The organism is Brachyspira innocens ATCC 29796 (genome assembly GCF_000384655.1).
Taxonomy (GTDB): Bacteria; Spirochaetota; Brachyspiria; order Brachyspirales; family Brachyspiraceae; genus Brachyspira; species Brachyspira innocens.
In genome coordinates this window covers 1-17,953 of sequence record NZ_ARQI01000077.1, presented here as the reverse complement: position 1 = coordinate 17,953, position 17,953 = coordinate 1, and the positions used below count along the sequence as shown (strand labels likewise).

At 28.7% G+C, this 17,953-nt stretch carries 14 protein-coding genes and 1 tRNA gene; 8 read left to right on the top strand and 7 right to left on the bottom strand.

Annotated elements, in window-relative coordinates; translation table 11 throughout:
* Nucleotides 1-226: 226 nt before the first annotated feature.
* Nucleotides 227-311, top strand: a tRNA-Leu gene (locus tag F811_RS0102665).
* Between the two features lie 77 nt (nt 312-388).
* Nucleotides 389-589, top strand: coding sequence for a hypothetical protein (locus tag F811_RS0102660; protein ID WP_026364323.1), 201 nt, complete (start codon nt 389-391; stop codon nt 587-589).
* 5 nt (nt 590-594) lie between these two features.
* On the opposite strand, the gene F811_RS0102655 is transcribed toward F811_RS0102660, so the two are convergent.
* The 4 genes from F811_RS0102655 to F811_RS0102640 form a co-directional block, all read right to left on the bottom strand.
* A complete protein-coding gene (locus F811_RS0102655; RefSeq protein ID WP_020003743.1) occupies nt 595-882 on the bottom strand; it encodes a DUF6506 family protein in 288 nt (95 codons plus the stop codon).
* 1,737 nt (nt 883-2,619) lie between these two features.
* Nucleotides 2,620-5,760, bottom strand: a complete 3,141-nt coding sequence (locus F811_RS0102650; protein WP_020003742.1) for an efflux RND transporter permease subunit — start codon at nt 5,758-5,760, stop codon at nt 2,620-2,622.
* Between the two features lie 31 nt (nt 5,761-5,791).
* Entirely contained in the window at nt 5,792-7,015 is a 1,224-nt protein-coding gene (locus F811_RS0102645) for an efflux RND transporter periplasmic adaptor subunit (protein WP_020003741.1), read from the bottom strand.
* A 10-nt stretch (nt 7,016-7,025) separates the two neighbouring features.
* A complete protein-coding gene (locus F811_RS0102640; RefSeq protein ID WP_020003740.1) occupies nt 7,026-8,393 on the bottom strand; it encodes a TolC family protein in 1,368 nt (455 codons plus the stop codon).
* A gap of 483 nt (nt 8,394-8,876) precedes the next feature.
* Here F811_RS0102640 and F811_RS0102635 point away from each other — a divergent pair, with 483 nt between their 5' ends.
* Complete coding sequence (locus F811_RS0102635; RefSeq protein WP_020003739.1) at nt 8,877-9,134, top strand: hypothetical protein; 258 nt, start codon at nt 8,877-8,879, stop codon at nt 9,132-9,134.
* Between the two features lie 78 nt (nt 9,135-9,212).
* Here the strand turns inward: F811_RS0102635 and F811_RS0102630 are convergent, their stop codons facing one another.
* Nucleotides 9,213-10,040 carry a CAP domain-containing protein gene (locus tag F811_RS0102630; protein WP_020003738.1) on the bottom strand — a complete coding sequence of 276 codons (828 nt, stop codon included), beginning with the start codon at nt 10,038-10,040 and terminating at the stop codon, nt 9,213-9,215.
* A 193-nt stretch (nt 10,041-10,233) separates the two neighbouring features.
* Here F811_RS0102630 and F811_RS0102625 point away from each other — a divergent pair, with 193 nt between their 5' ends.
* The 5 genes from F811_RS0102625 (at nt 10,234) to F811_RS0102605 (ending at nt 15,804) form a co-directional block, all read left to right on the top strand.
* Nucleotides 10,234-11,793 carry an NAD-dependent epimerase/dehydratase family protein gene (locus tag F811_RS0102625; RefSeq protein ID WP_020003737.1) on the top strand — a complete coding sequence of 520 codons (1,560 nt, stop codon included), beginning with the start codon at nt 10,234-10,236 and terminating at the stop codon, nt 11,791-11,793.
* 8 nt (nt 11,794-11,801) lie between these two features.
* Complete coding sequence (locus F811_RS0102620) at nt 11,802-13,136, top strand: DNA methyltransferase (protein ID WP_020003736.1); 1,335 nt, start codon at nt 11,802-11,804, stop codon at nt 13,134-13,136.
* The gene (locus tag F811_RS0102615) at nt 13,133-13,807 is read left to right on the top strand and encodes a BsaWI family type II restriction enzyme (protein WP_020003735.1); all 675 of its coding nucleotides are present in this window, start codon (nt 13,133-13,135) and stop codon (nt 13,805-13,807) included. The genes F811_RS0102620 and F811_RS0102615 overlap by 4 nt, the downstream gene beginning before the upstream one ends.
* A 27-nt stretch (nt 13,808-13,834) precedes the next feature.
* Nucleotides 13,835-14,779 carry an EFR1 family ferrodoxin gene (locus F811_RS0102610; protein WP_020003734.1) on the top strand — a complete coding sequence of 315 codons (945 nt, stop codon included), beginning with the start codon at nt 13,835-13,837 and terminating at the stop codon, nt 14,777-14,779.
* Nucleotides 14,780-14,871: 92 nt separating this feature from the next.
* Nucleotides 14,872-15,804, top strand: coding sequence for a tetratricopeptide repeat protein (locus F811_RS0102605; protein ID WP_020003733.1), 933 nt, complete (start codon nt 14,872-14,874; stop codon nt 15,802-15,804).
* A 153-nt stretch (nt 15,805-15,957) separates the two neighbouring features.
* Here F811_RS0102605 and F811_RS0102600 read toward each other — a convergent pair whose 3' ends face one another.
* Together F811_RS0102600 and F811_RS0102595 are read right to left on the bottom strand one after the other, a co-directional pair.
* The gene (locus F811_RS0102600; RefSeq protein ID WP_020003732.1) at nt 15,958-17,604 is read right to left on the bottom strand and encodes a tetratricopeptide repeat protein; all 1,647 of its coding nucleotides are present in this window, start codon (nt 17,602-17,604) and stop codon (nt 15,958-15,960) included.
* A 94-nt stretch (nt 17,605-17,698) separates the two neighbouring features.
* Nucleotides 17,699-17,953: DUF4145 domain-containing protein (locus tag F811_RS0102595; protein WP_020003731.1), on the bottom strand; the 255-nt coding region annotated here is incomplete at its 5' end.

Here is a 17,953-nt window from a genome sequence, read left to right as displayed (position 1 = left end):
TGCCAAGTAAACTTGCCATAGGCTTCCAATTTTTATTATTGTTATATATAAAAATTGTCCGCTAAAGTCTTTTGCCATAGGTTACCAATTTTTATTTAGCTTACATATAAAAATAAAAACTATAAAAATCATCTATTGTACTTTAATAACATTAATAAATGAATATTTTTTATAAATAAAACTTGATTTTTTTTTGCTAACATGATAATATATAAAGCAACTACCAGCTCGGGTGATGGAATTGGTAGACATAGCAGATTTAAAATCTGCTGGTCCTTGTGACCGTGCCGGTTCGATTCCGGCCCCGAGCAAATAGAACTAAATAACGGAGTAAATAATAAGGTTTGTAGCAATATTTTTGGCTATGAACTTTTTTTGTATATTAGATATGGTAAATAATCACGATAAACTTTCAAAACAAAATTTAATTATCCTAATCATAGGACTTCTAATATTTGCTTTAAGTTTTTTATTTATTGCACTTGTAGGACAGCACCCAGAAGGTTTTATGGGCTTTCTAGCACCTTTTACTATGCTTGTGGGTATTATAGTTATAGTTACAGGTTTCTTGTATAAATCTAATTCATAATAACTTTATTTACCGAAGAGTTTCTTATAAATATCATTTTGCTCTTCTAAATGCACTACAAACCCTACTGCGATTTTATTTTCTGTAGCTTCTATTATTTTTCTTGCCCCTTCTTCTCCAAATCCTCCGCATAACTCTATACAGTCAATACCTTCATTTTGAAGTTCTTTTGCCGCTTTACAGGCTTCTTCTATATCAGACACTCCTATGATTTGAGAGACTTCATTATGTATATATGCTCTGTCTTTACAGCTATCAAAAATTTTACCCATTATTAAGTAAGCGAATTTCATTTTTTATTACCTTATGTTTAAAATATATTTTTATATCATATAAGATAAATATATAATTTCAAGATTTTAGGGTATTTTTTAATTAATTAAGGCTTGGGCGGGTGCTGACTTGTAGATTTAATCAAAACAAATTAAAAAAATGAAGCTTTTAAATCTCTAAAAGGGCGGGGATTAAAATAAAATTTAAAAATCTATTTTCGCTCCCACCCTCTAAATTTTTTAATATTATACTATTATTTTTAACCTATTTTTCTTTTTTTATTTTATCTGTTATTCTGGCTGCCCACCCAAGTGCTTTTTTATTTTATAATGCCATCAACGCACGTTTAACTTAATTCTTATAAATAATTAAAATCGTGATTATCAATTAATCTATATTTAAAAAATCCGCTCTGCGTGCGTTTAGGAAACTCTTAAATTTAAGTAACGCTTGGGCGGGTGCTCTTAAAGAAATATAGACTTATTGAATTTAATCAAAGTTTATATAAAAAATAAAGCCTTTAAATCTAAAAGGGTGGGGATTAAAATAAAGTTTTAAAATCTATTTTCATTCCCACCCTTTAAATTTTTGAATATTATTTATTATTTATAAATTATTTTTTATTTTAAGTTTTTACTGTCGTTCTGACTGCCACCCAAGTGGGTTATACACATATTTTTGAATTTTATATTTTATAATTCTTTAATATTATTTTATGAATTATTATTATTAATTTGTTCTTTTGCAACTTTTGCAACGGGAAAAGTTGATAGACTGTATATAAGATTTTATGTTGTCTTAGTTATTTACCAAATCTTATAATATTAGATTTTTGAATGGCGGGGATTAAAATAAAGTTTTAAAATCTATTTTCGCTCCCACCCTCTAAATTCTTTAATATTATACTGTTATTTTTATCTTATTTTTCTCTTTTAGTTTTTACTGTTATTTAGGCTTCCCACCCGAGTGCTTTTTTAATTTGTAATATTCTTCAACGCACGTTTAACTTAATTCTTATAAATAATTAAAATTGTAATTATGAATTAATTAATATTAAAAAATACGTTCTGCGTGCGTTTAGGAAAGTCTTAAATTTAAGTAACGCTTGGGCGGGTGCTCTTAAAGAAATATAGGCTTATAGATTTAATTAAAACCTATATGAAAAATAGGGCTTTTAAATCTAAAAGGGCGGGGATTAAAATAAATTTTAAAATCTATTTTCATTCCCACCCTTTAAATTTTTGAATATTATTTGTTATTTATAAATTATTTTTTATTTTAAGTTTTTACTGTCGTTCTGGCTGCCCACCCAAGTGCTTTTTTCATTTTTAATATTCTTCAACGCACGTTTAACTTAATTCTTATAAGTAATGAATATTGTAATTATCAATTAATCTATATTTAAAAAATCCGCTCTGCGTGCGTTTAGGAAAGTCTTAAATTTAAATAACGCTTGGGCGGGTGTACTTGAAGAAATATAGACTTATGGATTAATCAAAGTTTATATAAAAAATAAAGCTTTTAAATCTAAAAGGGCGGGGATTAAAATAAAATTTAAAAATCTATTTTCACTCCCACCCTTTAAATTTTTGGGTACTATTTGTTATTTATAAATAATTTTTCTTCTTAAGTTTTTACTGTTATTTTGGCTGCCCACCCAAGTGCTTTTTTATTTTATAATGAGTAGATTAAAATAAGGTTAAAATAAAAAGGCTCAAGTATTAAACTCAAGCCTTTATTATTAATTAATTATTAATTTATTTTCCAGGTGTGCTTAAAGCATCATCAATATTTCCTCTGGTTTCAATACTAGCCAAGTCTTTAGCATCATAGTCTTTAAGAGGTATTCTGTTTCTAATAGCAGCATAAACAGTAGGTACTATAACAAGAGTAAACATAGTAGAAACAGTTAATCCGCCAAGTACAGCAAGTGATAAAGGCTGATACATTTCATTACCTTCACCGCTTGATAATGCCATAGGAAGAAGACCAAGTATTGTAGTAAGAGAAGTCATAAGTACAGGTCTTAAACGTCTAGGACCTGCTATTAAGGCAGCTTTATCACCATTAATCTTTTTCTCATGCATAAGCTGATTCATATAGTCAATAAGTACAATACCATTGTTAACTACAATACCAATAAGCACTATAACTCCTATTCCGCTGTATACACTTAAAGTCTGTCCAGTAATAAATAATAGTGTAAGAGATCCTGCAAAACCGAAAGGTATAGCAAGAGCGATAACAAAAGGAGCTATGTATGATTCAAACTGACTAGCCATAATAGCATAAACTAATACCAAAGCCAAGAATAAAGCCTGTAAAAGCTGACCGAAAGCCTCATTCATATCTTCATAATCTCCAGAATAAACAATAGAGAAACCAGAAGGTAAGAATACTTTTTCATTAATAGCAGCCTGTACATCATTCATTATCTGATTCATAGGTCTTCCGTATCCTGAAGCGGTAATTGAAGTTATTCTGCTGTCATTTTTTCTCTCTATTTCTGAAGGAGCAAAACTTTTATCAACATTCGCTATAGCAGATACTGGAACCATTCCAGCAGTAGTAGGTATAAGCATTCTTTTAACATCATCTATATTGATTCTGTCTCTTTCATTAAGCTGAACTATAACATCAATATCAGTAACATCAGAATTGTCTGGAGTCATTCTAGTAGCGGTAGTGCCTCCGAAACTTGTTTTAATAGAGTTAGCAACAGTATTAATATTAAGTCCCATTTTAGAAGCTAAATCTCTATTAACAGTAACATTAAGTTCTGGACTAGCATCACTTTTTTTCAAACGTACATCACGCAAGCCCGGAACGTCCTGTAAAGCCGCTATTACATTATTAGCAATTTCTCTTGCTCTAGTTAAATCTTCTCCTACTATATCTATATCAATACCGCTTGAATCACTATTTCCGCTTCCCATAGTAGTGCTAATTGTATCTACGTTAATAGTAGCAGGATAGCTAGCTAATTTTTTTCTAACAAGCTCAACATATTCAGCAGTTTCCATAGTTCTTCCGTCAGATTTATCTATAAGTTTAGCTCTGATTTCACCTTTATTGGCATCAGAACCAGATCTTGCTCTAGTCTGAATTCTGCTTAAGTCTTTTCCAACAACTTCTTCTACATCTTTTCTCATTCTATCAACGAAAGCACCAGTCTGTTCTTTTCTAGTACCTATAGGCATAGTAATGCTTGCTCTAAACTGTCCTTCATCAGTTTTTGGGAATCCTTCTTTACCTATAAGCATTAATCCTACAATAATTACAGCAAATACTATAGTGATAACTGGAATTAGTACTCTAGCTTTATGATGGACTGAGTAGGTTAATATTTTTTCATAGATGTAGTTCACTTTTGAGTGGAAATGCTTATCAAAGAAATTCTCAAATTTGGATAGGAATTTAGATTTTTTGGTAGTTACAAGTCTAGCACCAAGCATAGGCACAATAGTTAAAGCAACAGCCAAAGAAGCTATCATAGAAACAGTAACAGTAATACATAGGTCTCTAAACATCTGACCAGTCTGACCTTCTACAAAAAGGAAAGGTAAAAATACTGCTATTGTAGTAAGAGTAGAAGCAGATATTGCAAGTGCCACTGTAGAGGTACCATCTATAGCCGAAGAATATTTACCATATCCGTTATTTCTATAGAAGAATATATTTTCAAGTACAACAATAGAGTTATCTACCATCATACCAATACCAAGTACAAGCCCAGATAGTGAAATAATATTCAAAGTAGTGCCGAAGAAATACATCAAAGTAAATGTAACTATAATAGACATAGGAATAGATATTGCTATGATAAGTACAGTTCTAACATTCCACAAATAAAGCATAAGTATTATAACAGCAAATAAACCTCCCTGCCAAGCAGTATCAAGAACCCCTTTTATAGCATTATTAACATTATCAGCACTATTAAATAATACTTCGTATTTTATACCTTCAGGGAGATTAAGAGAATCTAAATTTTTCTTTATAGCATCTGAAACGGCAACAGTATTAGCACCAGATTCCTTATTGATAGAAACGTTAACAGCAGGAGTACCATTAACTTTAATAACATCTCCGTCTTCATCGTATCCTTCATAAATAACAGCTAATTCTCTAAGTCTTATAGGTGTACTGTTAGTTTTTAAAGCTACAACAACATTACCTATATCATCAACGGTTTTAAACTCACCTGTAGTTCTTAAGGTATATTTATAAACACCTTCATAAGTTTCACCGCCAGAAATATTCTGATTTTCTATGGCTAAAGTATTTACAATAGTATTAATATCAAGTCCGTAACCCTGAAGCCTATTCATATCGACATCAACTTTAATCTGAGTTTTAAGACCTCCTCTTATTTCAGCCATAGCAACACCGCCTACCTGCTGTATACTATTTAATATTTGATTATCAACTAAATTGTATAATGCAGATAAATTCTCAGTGCCGTAAAAAGATATTTCCATAACTGGAATATTGTCAGTAGAGAATTTATAAACGGCAGGACTTTCCGCATCATCAGGCAGCGATTTTCTTATTCTATCTATTGCCTCTCTTATATCAGCAGTAGCAGAAGCTAAATCACTTCCCCAGTTAAACTCAATAAAAACTCTTGATTCTTCCTCCTCTGAAGATGAACTCACCTCTTTAATGTTGTTAACAGAAGAAACAGCTTTTTCAATTATTTTTGAAACAGATTTTTCAACTTCTTCAGGACCAGCATTGTCATAAGTAGTTCTAACACTAATAAAAGGAAGCTCCATGTTGGGCAGAAAATCTACTGGAAGCCTAGACAAACTTACAGCACCGAGTATTATAACGGCAACTATTCCCATAAAAACGGCAACAGGCCTTTTTACTATTAGTTCAATAAAACTTCTCATAAAAAATCGCTCCTTTTAATTAAATATATAATTAACCGCCAATGGAATAAATACTATTATCACTACTGCTTGATTCTGTAGTTTTTGATGTATTAGTAGTGGTTGTTGTTTTAGGTGTAGTAGTAGTTTGCTTAGCAGCAGTAGTAGTTTGTTTAGCAGCAGCTGCTGGCTTAGATGCAGTTGTTGTTTGTTTGGCAGTAGTAGTAGCTGTATTTTCTTTAACAAGAGCAGTTTGATTTGCAGATGTATTTTGATTAGTATTAGCTGATGCCACTGCTGTAGCCTGAGGCGTGATATATTCTAATATAGTAGGGTCATTTTCTATTCTATTAACCAATGAACCGTTTTTTAAGAATTCACGTCCGAACATAACAACCTCTTCTCCCTCTTCAAGTCCGCTACTTAAAGCAACTTTATCTTTTGAAGTAAATAATATATTAACTTCTCTTGAATATGCTCTGTATTGTTTATTTGTACTTTGAGCAAGTTCCTGAGGAGGATTATTAGAATTATCTTCTTTTACAACATATATATAGTTTTTTCCTAAATCATCGCTGAATATTGCACTGTTAGGTATAACAAATACATTATCAGCAGAGTTTAGAAGTATTGAAACATCAGAAAACATGCCGGGAAGTAAAAGTCTGTCTTTATTGTCAATCAAAGCTTTAACCATCAATGTACGTGTTGAAGGATTAACGGCATAATCTCTTTTTGTTATTTCAGCTTCTATTTCTTTATTAGGAGAAGAAGGCACTCTTATTAATACTTTCTGACCCAATTCTATTCCAGATATAGAGCGTTCTGGAACCTGTATTTCTACTTCTAATTGGCTTATATCAGCAACATTTGCTATAGGAGTGGATGCTGCTATAGAAGCTCCTACTGCCATATAAGTAGTAGTAACATATCCAGAAATAGGAGTTCTTGCTGGGGCATAAGCATAGTTTGCACCTATTACGAATCTGTCGATTAATGCTATAGTATCTCCCTTATTAACAAAACTTCCTTCATATTTAAGTATATTAGCTATTTTACCAGGAACATCTGAAGATATTTCTACTTCTTTTATAGCTTTAATTTCAGCAGAAAGCTCTAAATATTCATCTAGGTGCTGTTTTATAGGGGCTGCTACCAATACACTTATAGGATTTTCTTTCTTTTTTAAGTCTGCCTGTGATCTGTTGCATGACACAGATAATATAGAAAGGCATAAAATAGTTATAAAAATTTGTACGCTTATTTTTTTTATCATCATAATCTCCTTAAGCACCTAAAAGTTTTAACACTTGTAAAGTACTTGAAAAATATTCATATATAGCCTGCAGATAAGCAAGCTGTGCATTTAAATATACTACTTCGGCATCATTTACTTCGAGCATAGATATAGTACCTCCTCTATACTGTCTTTGTGCCATCTGCAGGGCATAAGCTGCAGTTCTTGCATTTTCTGCCTGCGATTGTAAGTTTAAAGCCTGAGACCTAGCAGTTGATATTAAGTCTCGGCTGCTTACTTCTATTGTATCTCTTAATTGATCATAGCTTACTTCCATCTGCTTTATGCTTAATTCTATTTCTTCAGCACCTTTTGCAGTAGAAGAGAAAGGAAGTAATGAGTCAAGTGCATAGTTTAATGAGAATCCTACTCCCCAGTTAAACTCTCCGCCTCTATTTTTTGTAAAAGTGCCGTTTTCCATTTTTACTTTGTCTACTGTAGTTACTCCTACATTAGCACTTGCTGACAATGTAGGCCATAAATAACTTCTTGCCACTTTTCTATTATATTCCAGCATTTCCAAATTGCTGCTCATATTTTTTAATTCTATATTATTATTCATAATAATAATAAGTAAATCATCATATGCCATATCTGGAAGTGTAATATTGGTAGCATCTAGTATGCTTCCTACCAAATCTACTTCATCAGCTGCATTTGTAATTCCAATCTGTCTTATAAATGTTAATTTCAAACTCTGATACTGATTGCTTAATGTTATAACCTGAGGCTTTGTAGTTTCATACTGTACTTTGGCATTTAAATATTCATATTCTGATACCTGACCATTTCTGTATTTTATATATGTTTCTCTCATTCTATTGCTGTAATTCATCTGCTGCTGTAAGTATACTCTGTAATTTTCCTGTGCTACGAATGTATTGTAAAAGTTTAATTTGGTATTGAGATCAACGTTTTTCTTTTCATCATAATAGATGTCTTTCTGCATTTGAAGATTAACATCTCTGGCTTTGTCAGTGTTCCAATTTCTAAAACCAGTAAAAAGTGTTTTTGATAAAGAGGCACTAGCAGACCAAGTATCTGGACTTGAATAAACACCTGTTGACATATTATTCACAGTATATTCCTTAGATTCAGATAGATTTAATCCTCCGCTTATGCTTAAAGAAGGCATAAATAAATCAGAAAATGAGGCATCTTTTTGAACTTGTGCTATGCGAACATTATATTCAGCTTGTTTTAATGTTTTGTCATTATCAAAAGCTATATTTAAGGCGTCTTCTAATGTTATAGCAATTTTATTTGTTGCAGTATCAATAATATTTGTATCTGCTTCCTGAGAATATAAAGCAAAACTGAATATTAAGCTTAAAAATAAAGTAGAATAAAATCTCACTATCCGCTCCTGCATAAGTTTATATTAATTTTACTTTTTTATTATAAATTTTTATATTATAAACTTAGGGTAAAAAATATCAAGTTATTATGTATAATAATATTTCTAACTTCCGCATGTTAGACGAATATTTATGAAAATAGTTCCCGTAATTATAATAATTACATTATATAATTGTAAAAAAAACTTACAATATCTAAAAATGGAATTTTTTTATAAAAATATACAAAAACATTCATAAATATATAATAAACATATATCTATAGTACAAATCATACAAATATATGTATGATTTGTTCATTTTATGTGTATATATTAAATAAATACTAAATAGATAATAATTATTATTTCAAATAAATAAAAACTATTATTTATAAAATTTTATAATTTTTTTATTAAAAAATTATTTACGACATTTTCTGTCACTGCTTCGTATTATATTTTTGTTAGTTATTTTATAAAATTAGGGGGATTATAATATATATGAGTTTAACAATTCTTATAATTTTTTCATTAGCTGCATTAGTAATTATTTTATTTATGTTTGAAGATTTTTTAGATTTGGTTACTGATATTATATTAATGCTTCTTACATGTTTATTTGTATTTTTTTACAGTGTATGTTTTTTTATTGTTGATATTTTTTATGTATTTATAGCGGATTATGTTTTGGCTTTTATTAATTTGCTATTTATAAGACCTTTTATTTATTTTTATAAGCGTTTATTTTTAAGACAATAGTTATTTTTCTCATTTTCTCACTAATAAAAAAGGGCAGCATTAAATTATTATGCTGTCCTTATTTTTATTTAGATATAATCAGTCTGTGAATATTTGAACCCAATATATTCTATTATTATATTCAAAAGCACCTACACCTATTTTTCCAAAACTTTTATTAAGTATATTTGCTCTATGACCTTTTGAGTTAAGCCAAGACTTCATAACATCATCAGCATCCACCTGACCATTTGCTATATTCTCTCCAGCCGTTTTGTAAGTGATATTATATTCTTTTAATATAGTAGAAAATGCTGTTTTATTAGGTCTTGTATGAGAAAATAAAGTTTTTAACTCTTCTGCTCTTTTTTGTGCTGCCTCGCTTAATTTACTGTCAAGCACTAAGGCAACAGATACATTATTTTGTTTTCTCGCTTCATTACATAATTCAGTTACTCTTTCTCGCTCTTTTTGTATATTTAATTCTCTTTTTATTATGTCCCCATTCCTTGAAGAGACATAAAGCATAACCCAATATTTTTTGCCGCCTCTTTCATAAACTCCCACAGCAGCATGGGTAAATGTTTTATTTAATACCAAATTCTTCTGGCTTTTCATGATCTGATTAAATATTTCTTCGGCACTCATATTGGCGATAATAGAGCCTTCAGAGTATGATGCAAATTGTATATTATTATCTTGCAAAGCTGTTGATTTTCTTATACCTTCTGATATTTCTCTAGCCCTTTGGTTTGCGGCATTTTGTAATTGACTTTCTGTTTTGTATTCATTAAGAGATGACTTTTTTCTTTCGCTGTTTATTAATTGAAGTAATTGAGATGCTTCATCATTGTTTTGTGAAAAAGATGTTTGAGCATAAATAATAAAACTAAATAATAATAAAGATAATATTTTTAATAACTTCATTTTTTTGATACCTCCAAACACTTTATTTACAAAATTTTTTTTTCAATATATAATATGTAAAATAAAAAAACTATTTATATATGTTTATGTAAAATGATGATGAATTAATTAAAAAGCGTTAAACTGTAATTTGCTTTGTAATCATAAAGTTTATCGCTGTTAATATATAAGGATAATAAAAAAGGATAATAAGATGAAATATACAATAGCCTTGACAGGTGCTACTGGAAATATGGGACTTGAAACGTTAAGACAATTAATGGAGATAGAAGATATTAAATTGGTAAAGGTGCTTGTAAGAAAAGAAAGTAAAAAAGTGTCTGATAAGTTTAAAAGGCAGTATGGAGAGAGAGTTGAAATTATTATAGGATATTTGTATGAGAAAGATGACTGCGTAAAATTATTAAAAGACTGTGATTATGTACTTAATCTTGCAGCAGTTATACCTCCTAATTCTGACAAATACCCAAAACTTGCTCATCTCACTAATTTTGTAGGTGTTAAGCATATTGTAGATATATTAGAAGAAATGCCTAAAGAAAAACGTCCTAAACTTGTACATATATCAACAGTAGCTCTTTACGGAAACCGCAATGAAAAACACCCTTGGGGGAGAGTTGGGGATCCTTTATTAATAAGTCCTTATGATGCATATTCTTTTTCAAAATTAAAAGGCGAAAGATATGTTCTTGATTCATCATTAGAAAACAGGGCTATAATAAGACAAACTGCTATGCTTCATAATAGAATGCTTACTGACAATATGAGTGATGGGCTTATGTTTCATACTTGTTATAATGCTCCTCTTGAATGGGCTACTGCAAGAGACAGTGGGCTTTTAATGAAGAGAATTATTGAAGAGGATATTAAAGGAAAATTAGACGATTATTTTTGGAAAGGCTGTTTTAATTTGGGAAGCAAGGCAGAAAATAGGCTAGTTGGATACGATACTTTTAATGACGGCTTCAAACTTATAGGAGGCTCTACAAAAAAATATATGAAGCCTAATTGGAATGCTATACGTAATTTTCATGGGCTTTGGTATTATGACGGATACAAATTAGAAGAATTATTTTCTTATCAGAAAGAGTCCGTTACAGATTATTGGAATGAAATAGGAAAAACACATTGGTATTATGCTTTCGGTAAACTTGTGCCTCCTTCTATAATATCGTTTTTTGCTATACAAAGACTTTTATCACATCCTAACTCTCCTACATATTGGAGAAAAAACGGTGAGAAAGGAAAAGTTATAGCTGCATTCGGAAGCGAAGAGGCTTTTGATAATTTGCCTAAAAAATGGGAAGATTTTAATTTGCTTTTTGAAAATAAAGACTCAAAAGGCAATTATATAGACTATAAGGCTTTGCTTGATATAAAAAATGCTGAACTTCTTAATCATGGCTATGATGAAAATAAAAAAGACAGTGAAATAGATTTGGAAGATTTGAAAAAAGCAGCAGAGTTCAGAGGAGGAAAACTTTTAAGCACTAGTATGACCAAAGGAGATTTGCATACAAAATTAAGATGGTCATGTGCTGAAGGGCATGAATTTGAGGCTTCTCCATTTACTGTTATAAAAGCAGGTCATTGGTGTATGGAATGCATGCCAGACTATACTTGGAACTTTGATATTTTAGCGAAAAAAAATCCTTTCTTTGCTCAGATTTGGTATGATTCGCATGATAAAGATGAGAATATGCTTTATTATTTTGATGAGGATTTTAAAGCTCATTATAAAAAGGTCGATTAAATTTAACCATGTATAATGATGTTATAGACTGCAATATAAAAAATTTTAGTTCTATTCCTTTAGATTATTCTTGGTCTTTTTCTGATAAAACTATAAAAGATACAGCATATATTACTCATAATTATTATACTTATCCTGCTAAATTTATACCGCAGTTGGTTTCAAGACTTATAAATACATATACAAAAGAAAAAGAATTAGTTGCTGATCCATTTATGGGAAGCGGTACTACTATTGTTGAAAGCCTTGTAAATAAGAGATGTGCATGCGGAGTTGATATAAATGAAATAGCGTGTCTTATATCTAAAGTTAAAACTACGCCTCTTGATATAGAATTGCTAAAAAAAGAATATCTAATATTAGAAGAAAAATTGACAAGTTATAGTGTATTAGTAGAAAAAGATATTTTAGTAAAAGCAGAAAATATTGTACCTAAAAATGATAGAATAGATTATTGGTTTAAGCCTAAACAAAAAGAAGAATTATCTTTAATTTTTTATTCTATATTTGAAATAGAAAATATAGATATAAGAGATTTTTATCTTGTGGCATTTGCACAAATATTAAAGACAGCTTCAATATGGCTTCAAAAGAGTATAAAGCCTACAAGAGATATGAAGAAAAAAGAACAAGATTCATATAATTTATTTCTATGTCAGGCAAAAAGAATGATAAAAAGGCATGAAGTGTATAATACTATGCTTGATAAAGACTTTATTTCTGATATAAATAAATACAGAAAATTAAAATGCGGAGATTCTAGGGTTTTACCTTTAGAAAATGAAGAGGCTGATTTTATTGTAACAAGCCCTCCTTATGTAACTAGCTATGAGTACGCGGATTTGCATCAGCTGCCTTCTCTATGGTTTGGTTATTTAAATACTTTACCAGAGTTTAGAGAAAAGTTTATAGGAAGCAGCTATAAAAATAGAGGTGATGTAGATAATATAGATTTGAAAAGCGATATAATTATTGACACAATAAATAAATTTTCAAGTAATGAAAAGAAGAATAATAAAAAGAAAATAAGAGAAATAAAAAATTATTATGCAGATATGCTTGAAAGTTTTATTGAAATGAAGAGGGTATTAAAATCAGGAGGAAAGGCTGCTATTGTAATAGGTAATACTCAATTTAAAAATGTTGATATATTTAATGCTGAAATATTTTGCGAACAAATGCTTAATATAGGATTTAAAGTTTTTGATATTATACATAGAGAAATACCTTCAAAAATGCTTCCTTCTACTAGGGATTCTGCTACAGGAAGATTTGCTAAAACTTCATCTATGGATAAGTTGGTTTATCCTACTGAATATATTTTAATTATGGAGAAAGTATGACATTTGAAGATTTAATAAATCTTTATGAAGATAAGAAAAAAATATATAAAGATAATACTTACAAGTATATTTCAGAGATTTTAAAAGAAGCTAAAGAAAAACATAAACAATTTGTATCTCATAATGGTATAACTGATACAGAGCAATCTTGGAGATCTTTTAAAGGTAAAAATCTTGAGAAAATGATAGAATATATTATTAGCGATGAAGTAAAAAAAATAGGATTATCTATAATAAATGGTAATAAATTAGAAAGAAAAAAAATTTTTGAAGACAAGACTTTAGACTTACTTAAAAGAAATTTATGTGTAGATTATGGAGAGTATGGTCTTCATTTACCTGATGTTGATATAATAGTTTATGATGAAAAAACTAGTAAAATAATATCTGTACTTTCAATAAAGGTTACTTTAAGGGAGAGGATAGCACAGACAGGCTATTGGAAATTAAAACTTATGCAGTCATCTGTTACAAGGCATATAAAAGTATTGTTTATTACTTTAGATGAAGATGAGACTTTATCTATAAAAAGTCATGCTAAGAAAGGACGTGCTATTGCTGAGATAGATACAGACGGCTGTTATATACTTACAGAAAATAATGTGGAAGAAAGTAATAAAGTAAAATTATTTTCTGATTTTATTAATGATTTAAAAAAAATAATAAAATAGTAAAATAATTAAATGGAGAATAGATATATGGAAAATAAAAAGGCTGTAATATATTGTTTTTCTGGTACTGGTAATACTGAGAAGGTGGCAAGAGAGTATAAAAAAATATTTGAAGAAAATGGCGTTGAAACTTTGCTTTATAGTATAAGCGATAATTTTGATGATATGCCTAATATTAAAGATTATGATTATGCGGGTATTGCCTATCCTATACATGGATTTAATGCTCCTTATCCTATTTTTGATTTGATAAAACTCTTTCCTAAATTTGAAAATGAGAAGAAAAAAATATTTATTATAAAAACCTCAGGAGAGCCTCTCACTATTAATAATATATCTTCAGAGCCTTTGATGGCAAGACTTAAAAATAAAGGCTATATTCTCACTAATGAATATCATTATGTGATGCCTTATAATATAATATTCAGACATACCGATGAGTTTGCTGCAAAGATGTGGAAGACTGCTAAGGCTTTATGTGTTATAGAGGCCAATGAAGTTTTAGACGGACGAGAAAGTTTTTTAAAGAAATTTCCTTTCGGCAGATTTATAGCATTTTTATTTAGAATAGAGCACCCTGCTATGAAAGTTAATGGTCATTTATTTAAAGTAAAAAAAACCTGTACCCATTGTAATTTATGCGTTAAGAAATGCCCTGTTCATAATATTTATAATGATGAAAAAGGTGATATAAAGTTTAAAAATAAATGTGTAATGTGTACAAGCTGTTCATTTAGATGTCCAGTTGATGCTATAAGAATAGGCATTTTAGATTTTTGGCGTGTTAATGGAGTTTATAAATTTGAAAATCCTCCTACAGGTATAAAAACTAAAAATGATGATTACTGCAAAAAGGCTTATGAGAGATATTTTGCCGATGCCGATAAAAAAATACAGGATTATGCTATTAATTCTAAAGAAGAATATAAACAAAAATCATATTACAAAAATATAGAAAATTATATAGCATAATACCTATTATACAATTATTTGTTCTAACGCTTTTTTGATATTTTCCGAGAAATAAAAATAAACAATATTAAAAAATAGTTTTGGAGCAAAAAATGATTAAAAAATCTTTAGCAGTTCTCTTTGTGATTTTATTGTCCTTTGCAGTATCTTGTCAAAAGCCTAATAATCAAAGTAATTTGGAAGAGGATTACATTAATGAGATAGAAAAAGAGTATCAAAACTCATCAAGTAATGATGTAGTAGTAGAAACTAATGATTATACTGATGATTATATGTCTAGTAATAATGATAATACTCAAGTAAATAATAAACCTAATAATAATTATCAGGCAAATAATAATACTTCAGTAAAAGATACTTATTCAAGTTCTTCTTCATCAAGTAGTAGTTCTGCTAATGTTAAAAGAAGACCTTTAAAAGCTACTATAGATACTTTTTACAGCCCTTGGACTTCTAAAGATGACCCTCTAATTATCAGAGAAATAAGAGTTATGATTGCTAATAATGAATATAGCAAGGCTTTAGATTATATTAATAAATTAGATTTTAATAATTTGCCTGCAGATGTGGATGTTGGTCAATTATATCAATTTAAAGGTATAGTTTATTATTTCTTATCTAAAGGTACTAAATCAAATAATTTTATAACTAAAAACAATATGGATATGGCTACTGAATGCTTTAAAAAAGTAGAAGGTTTAACAAAAATAGAAAAGTTTAAACCGCTTTCATTATTATGGAATGGTATGCTTTATCAAACTTATTCTAATGATGAAGCACAATTGCAGGAAGCTATAGCTTTATTTGACAGAGTAATTACTGAATATCCTAGAACTAGATTTGCTAATGATGCTGTATTTTATAAAGCCGTAACTATGAAAAAATTAGGAATGCCGGAAAATGAATATAATGATCTTTTCCTATCTATAAAAAGAGGCGGATTTGTTGATACTTTGGTATTCTCTCAAGTTATAAATGACTATGTTCCTGCTAATGATTTAGTAGACAAAGAGATGGTAAAATAAATTTATTAACTTAAAAAACTTAAAAAGATTTGCTTGCTGCTATTTTTTAGCTTTATAGTTGGCTTATAAAGAGATGTAAAAAATTATTATTGTTGATTTTTATATTTAGAGTGATAACCTTATAAATAGGTTATCACTTTTTTATTAATATAATTATATATTTTCATCTTTAATCAAATTATTAAACTGCATTCTTGAATATACTGTGATTTTATCATTATGCGATACAAAACTTTTGGCACTATTGCTTAATTTTACAGGTACTATTAGTATTCCGTTTTTAGCTCCAGCTTCATTAACCATCATTAAAAAATCTCTTATCATAAGCTCACCAATTTCTACTTTTTTCCAACGCTTGAATGATATTAGTGTTAAATCTTTTTTATTTCCTTTTGAAGAATAAGTTATATAGTTTGCTTCATCTCCGTAATTACTTTCAGATACTGCATCTGTATATTCCTGTACTATAGAATGTGAAAGACACTTTCTTATAACATTCTGACATAGTTTTTTGAAGTCTATTTTATTTAAATTATATATTTTATCTACTTTTAATATTTTGCTTAAATTCATTTCATTATGCTGTTCTTTTGCATCAATTTTTAATTCATTAAATATTTTCTCAGCATTTATAGTTCTTTCAATTTCTATTAAAGATAAAATATAATCTATATCTATAAAAGAGCCTTCCCATAAATCAACAGCTTTCTCCCAATTTTCTATATCTTCTTTTGAAACATATTTTTCATAATTATCTTGTTTTGAATGCTCAAGATTCATCATACTTCTTAGTTTATTAATCTGAGACGTTGCTTTTACTATATCTGATAAATAATTAAGTATGATATTTATATTATATATTTTTAGCTCTTCTATATTAAAATTATTTATTTTTTCAAACAGTATTTTTGATAATTCTATATCTTTAAAGAAGTATGAATAAAAACAGTAATCTAATATTATGCTATAATTTTCTTTGTCTGAATCTTTGATTTTATATGCAGTGTATAATTTATCATATAATTCTTTAAACTTTTCGTTGTCTATAAGTTTATATAAAATATGAAGATACATTCTGTCAATGTAATATTTATCATTAGATTTATTAATAATTTGTTCTATAAAACTTCTTGCTATACTAATCTCATCTCCAAGCATATACATTGATATTAAACTTCTTTGTATATGTACTAATTCATCTGTATTTTCTTCTTTAGCTGCTCTTTTATAAAGCTCTTCCAAAAAAACAGCACTTTTTTTATAATCTTTTATCTTAAAAAATGAAAAGGCAGCTGCTTTAATATCTTCTATATCAAATTCATTTTTTGATAATAATGCCTTATTAAAATAATCGCATGCAATTATATATTCTCCATTTTTAGTAAGAACAGAGGCAATTTTTATATTGTATTTCATATTATTAGAATCTAATTTACTTATTTTTAAAGCGTATTTAAAAGCTTCTTCTGCTTTGCCGTCTTTTTCATATTTTTTTTCAAGCCTTTTACATATATCAATCTCTTCTTTGCCTTGTAAAAAAGAAACTTTTAAAAGATTTTCATATATGATTAATGCTTCATCATCAAGTCCAGCCTCATCTTCTAATTTTGCAAGACTGTACATAGATACATAATCATTACTATCAGCATTGATTTTAGCCTTTAGCTCCTGTATCTTTTTTATTGATTCTTTTGAGGCTTTTCTAGTTTTTTTCTTTTTGGAGAATATTTTTTTTATTAAAATTAAAACAAGAATTAAAATTATTGCTGTAACGCAAGCAACTATATAAAAATTATTCATATTACAGATCCCTTAAATGATAACCCCAACAAAAAACGAGTCAAAAAACAACTAATATATTCATATAATTAATTGCATAATATTAAATATGAGTTTAATTTGTGGAGTTATCATTATCTATAAATTCATAATTATTTAACAATAGATGCTCAATTAATTTAAATATATATTGAGCATCTTCTTCAGATACAGATTTAATTTCATGATTAGCTTCATTTCCTATTTCTCTAACTTTATCTATAAGCCCCTTTTGTTTTTTATGTATGATACCTTCATTGTATAAATAATCTATATAGTTTTTGAATGTATCTCCTTCTTTAGCTCCTTCAATAACAGCTACATTCATTAA

Coding starts and splice junctions, on each gene's coding strand:
- F811_RS0102660 (WP_026364323.1), top strand. CDS start 389: ATGGTAAATAATCACGATAAACTTTCAAAACAAAATTTAATTATCCTA.
- F811_RS0102655 (WP_020003743.1), bottom strand. CDS start 882: ATGAAATTCGCTTACTTAATAATGGGTAAAATTTTTGATAGCTGTAAA.
- F811_RS0102650 (WP_020003742.1), bottom strand. CDS start 5,760: ATGAGAAGTTTTATTGAACTAATAGTAAAAAGGCCTGTTGCCGTTTTT.
- F811_RS0102645 (WP_020003741.1), bottom strand. CDS start 7,015: ATGATAAAAAAAATAAGCGTACAAATTTTTATAACTATTTTATGCCTT.
- F811_RS0102635 (WP_020003739.1), top strand. CDS start 8,877: ATGAGTTTAACAATTCTTATAATTTTTTCATTAGCTGCATTAGTAATT.
- F811_RS0102630 (WP_020003738.1), bottom strand. CDS start 10,040: ATGAAGTTATTAAAAATATTATCTTTATTATTATTTAGTTTTATTATT.
- F811_RS0102625 (WP_020003737.1), top strand. CDS start 10,234: ATGAAATATACAATAGCCTTGACAGGTGCTACTGGAAATATGGGACTT.
- F811_RS0102620 (WP_020003736.1), top strand. CDS start 11,802: ATGTATAATGATGTTATAGACTGCAATATAAAAAATTTTAGTTCTATT.
- F811_RS0102615 (WP_020003735.1), top strand. CDS start 13,133: ATGACATTTGAAGATTTAATAAATCTTTATGAAGATAAGAAAAAAATA.
- F811_RS0102610 (WP_020003734.1), top strand. CDS start 13,835: ATGGAAAATAAAAAGGCTGTAATATATTGTTTTTCTGGTACTGGTAAT.
- F811_RS0102605 (WP_020003733.1), top strand. CDS start 14,872: ATGATTAAAAAATCTTTAGCAGTTCTCTTTGTGATTTTATTGTCCTTT.
- F811_RS0102600 (WP_020003732.1), bottom strand. CDS start 17,604: ATGAATAATTTTTATATAGTTGCTTGCGTTACAGCAATAATTTTAATT.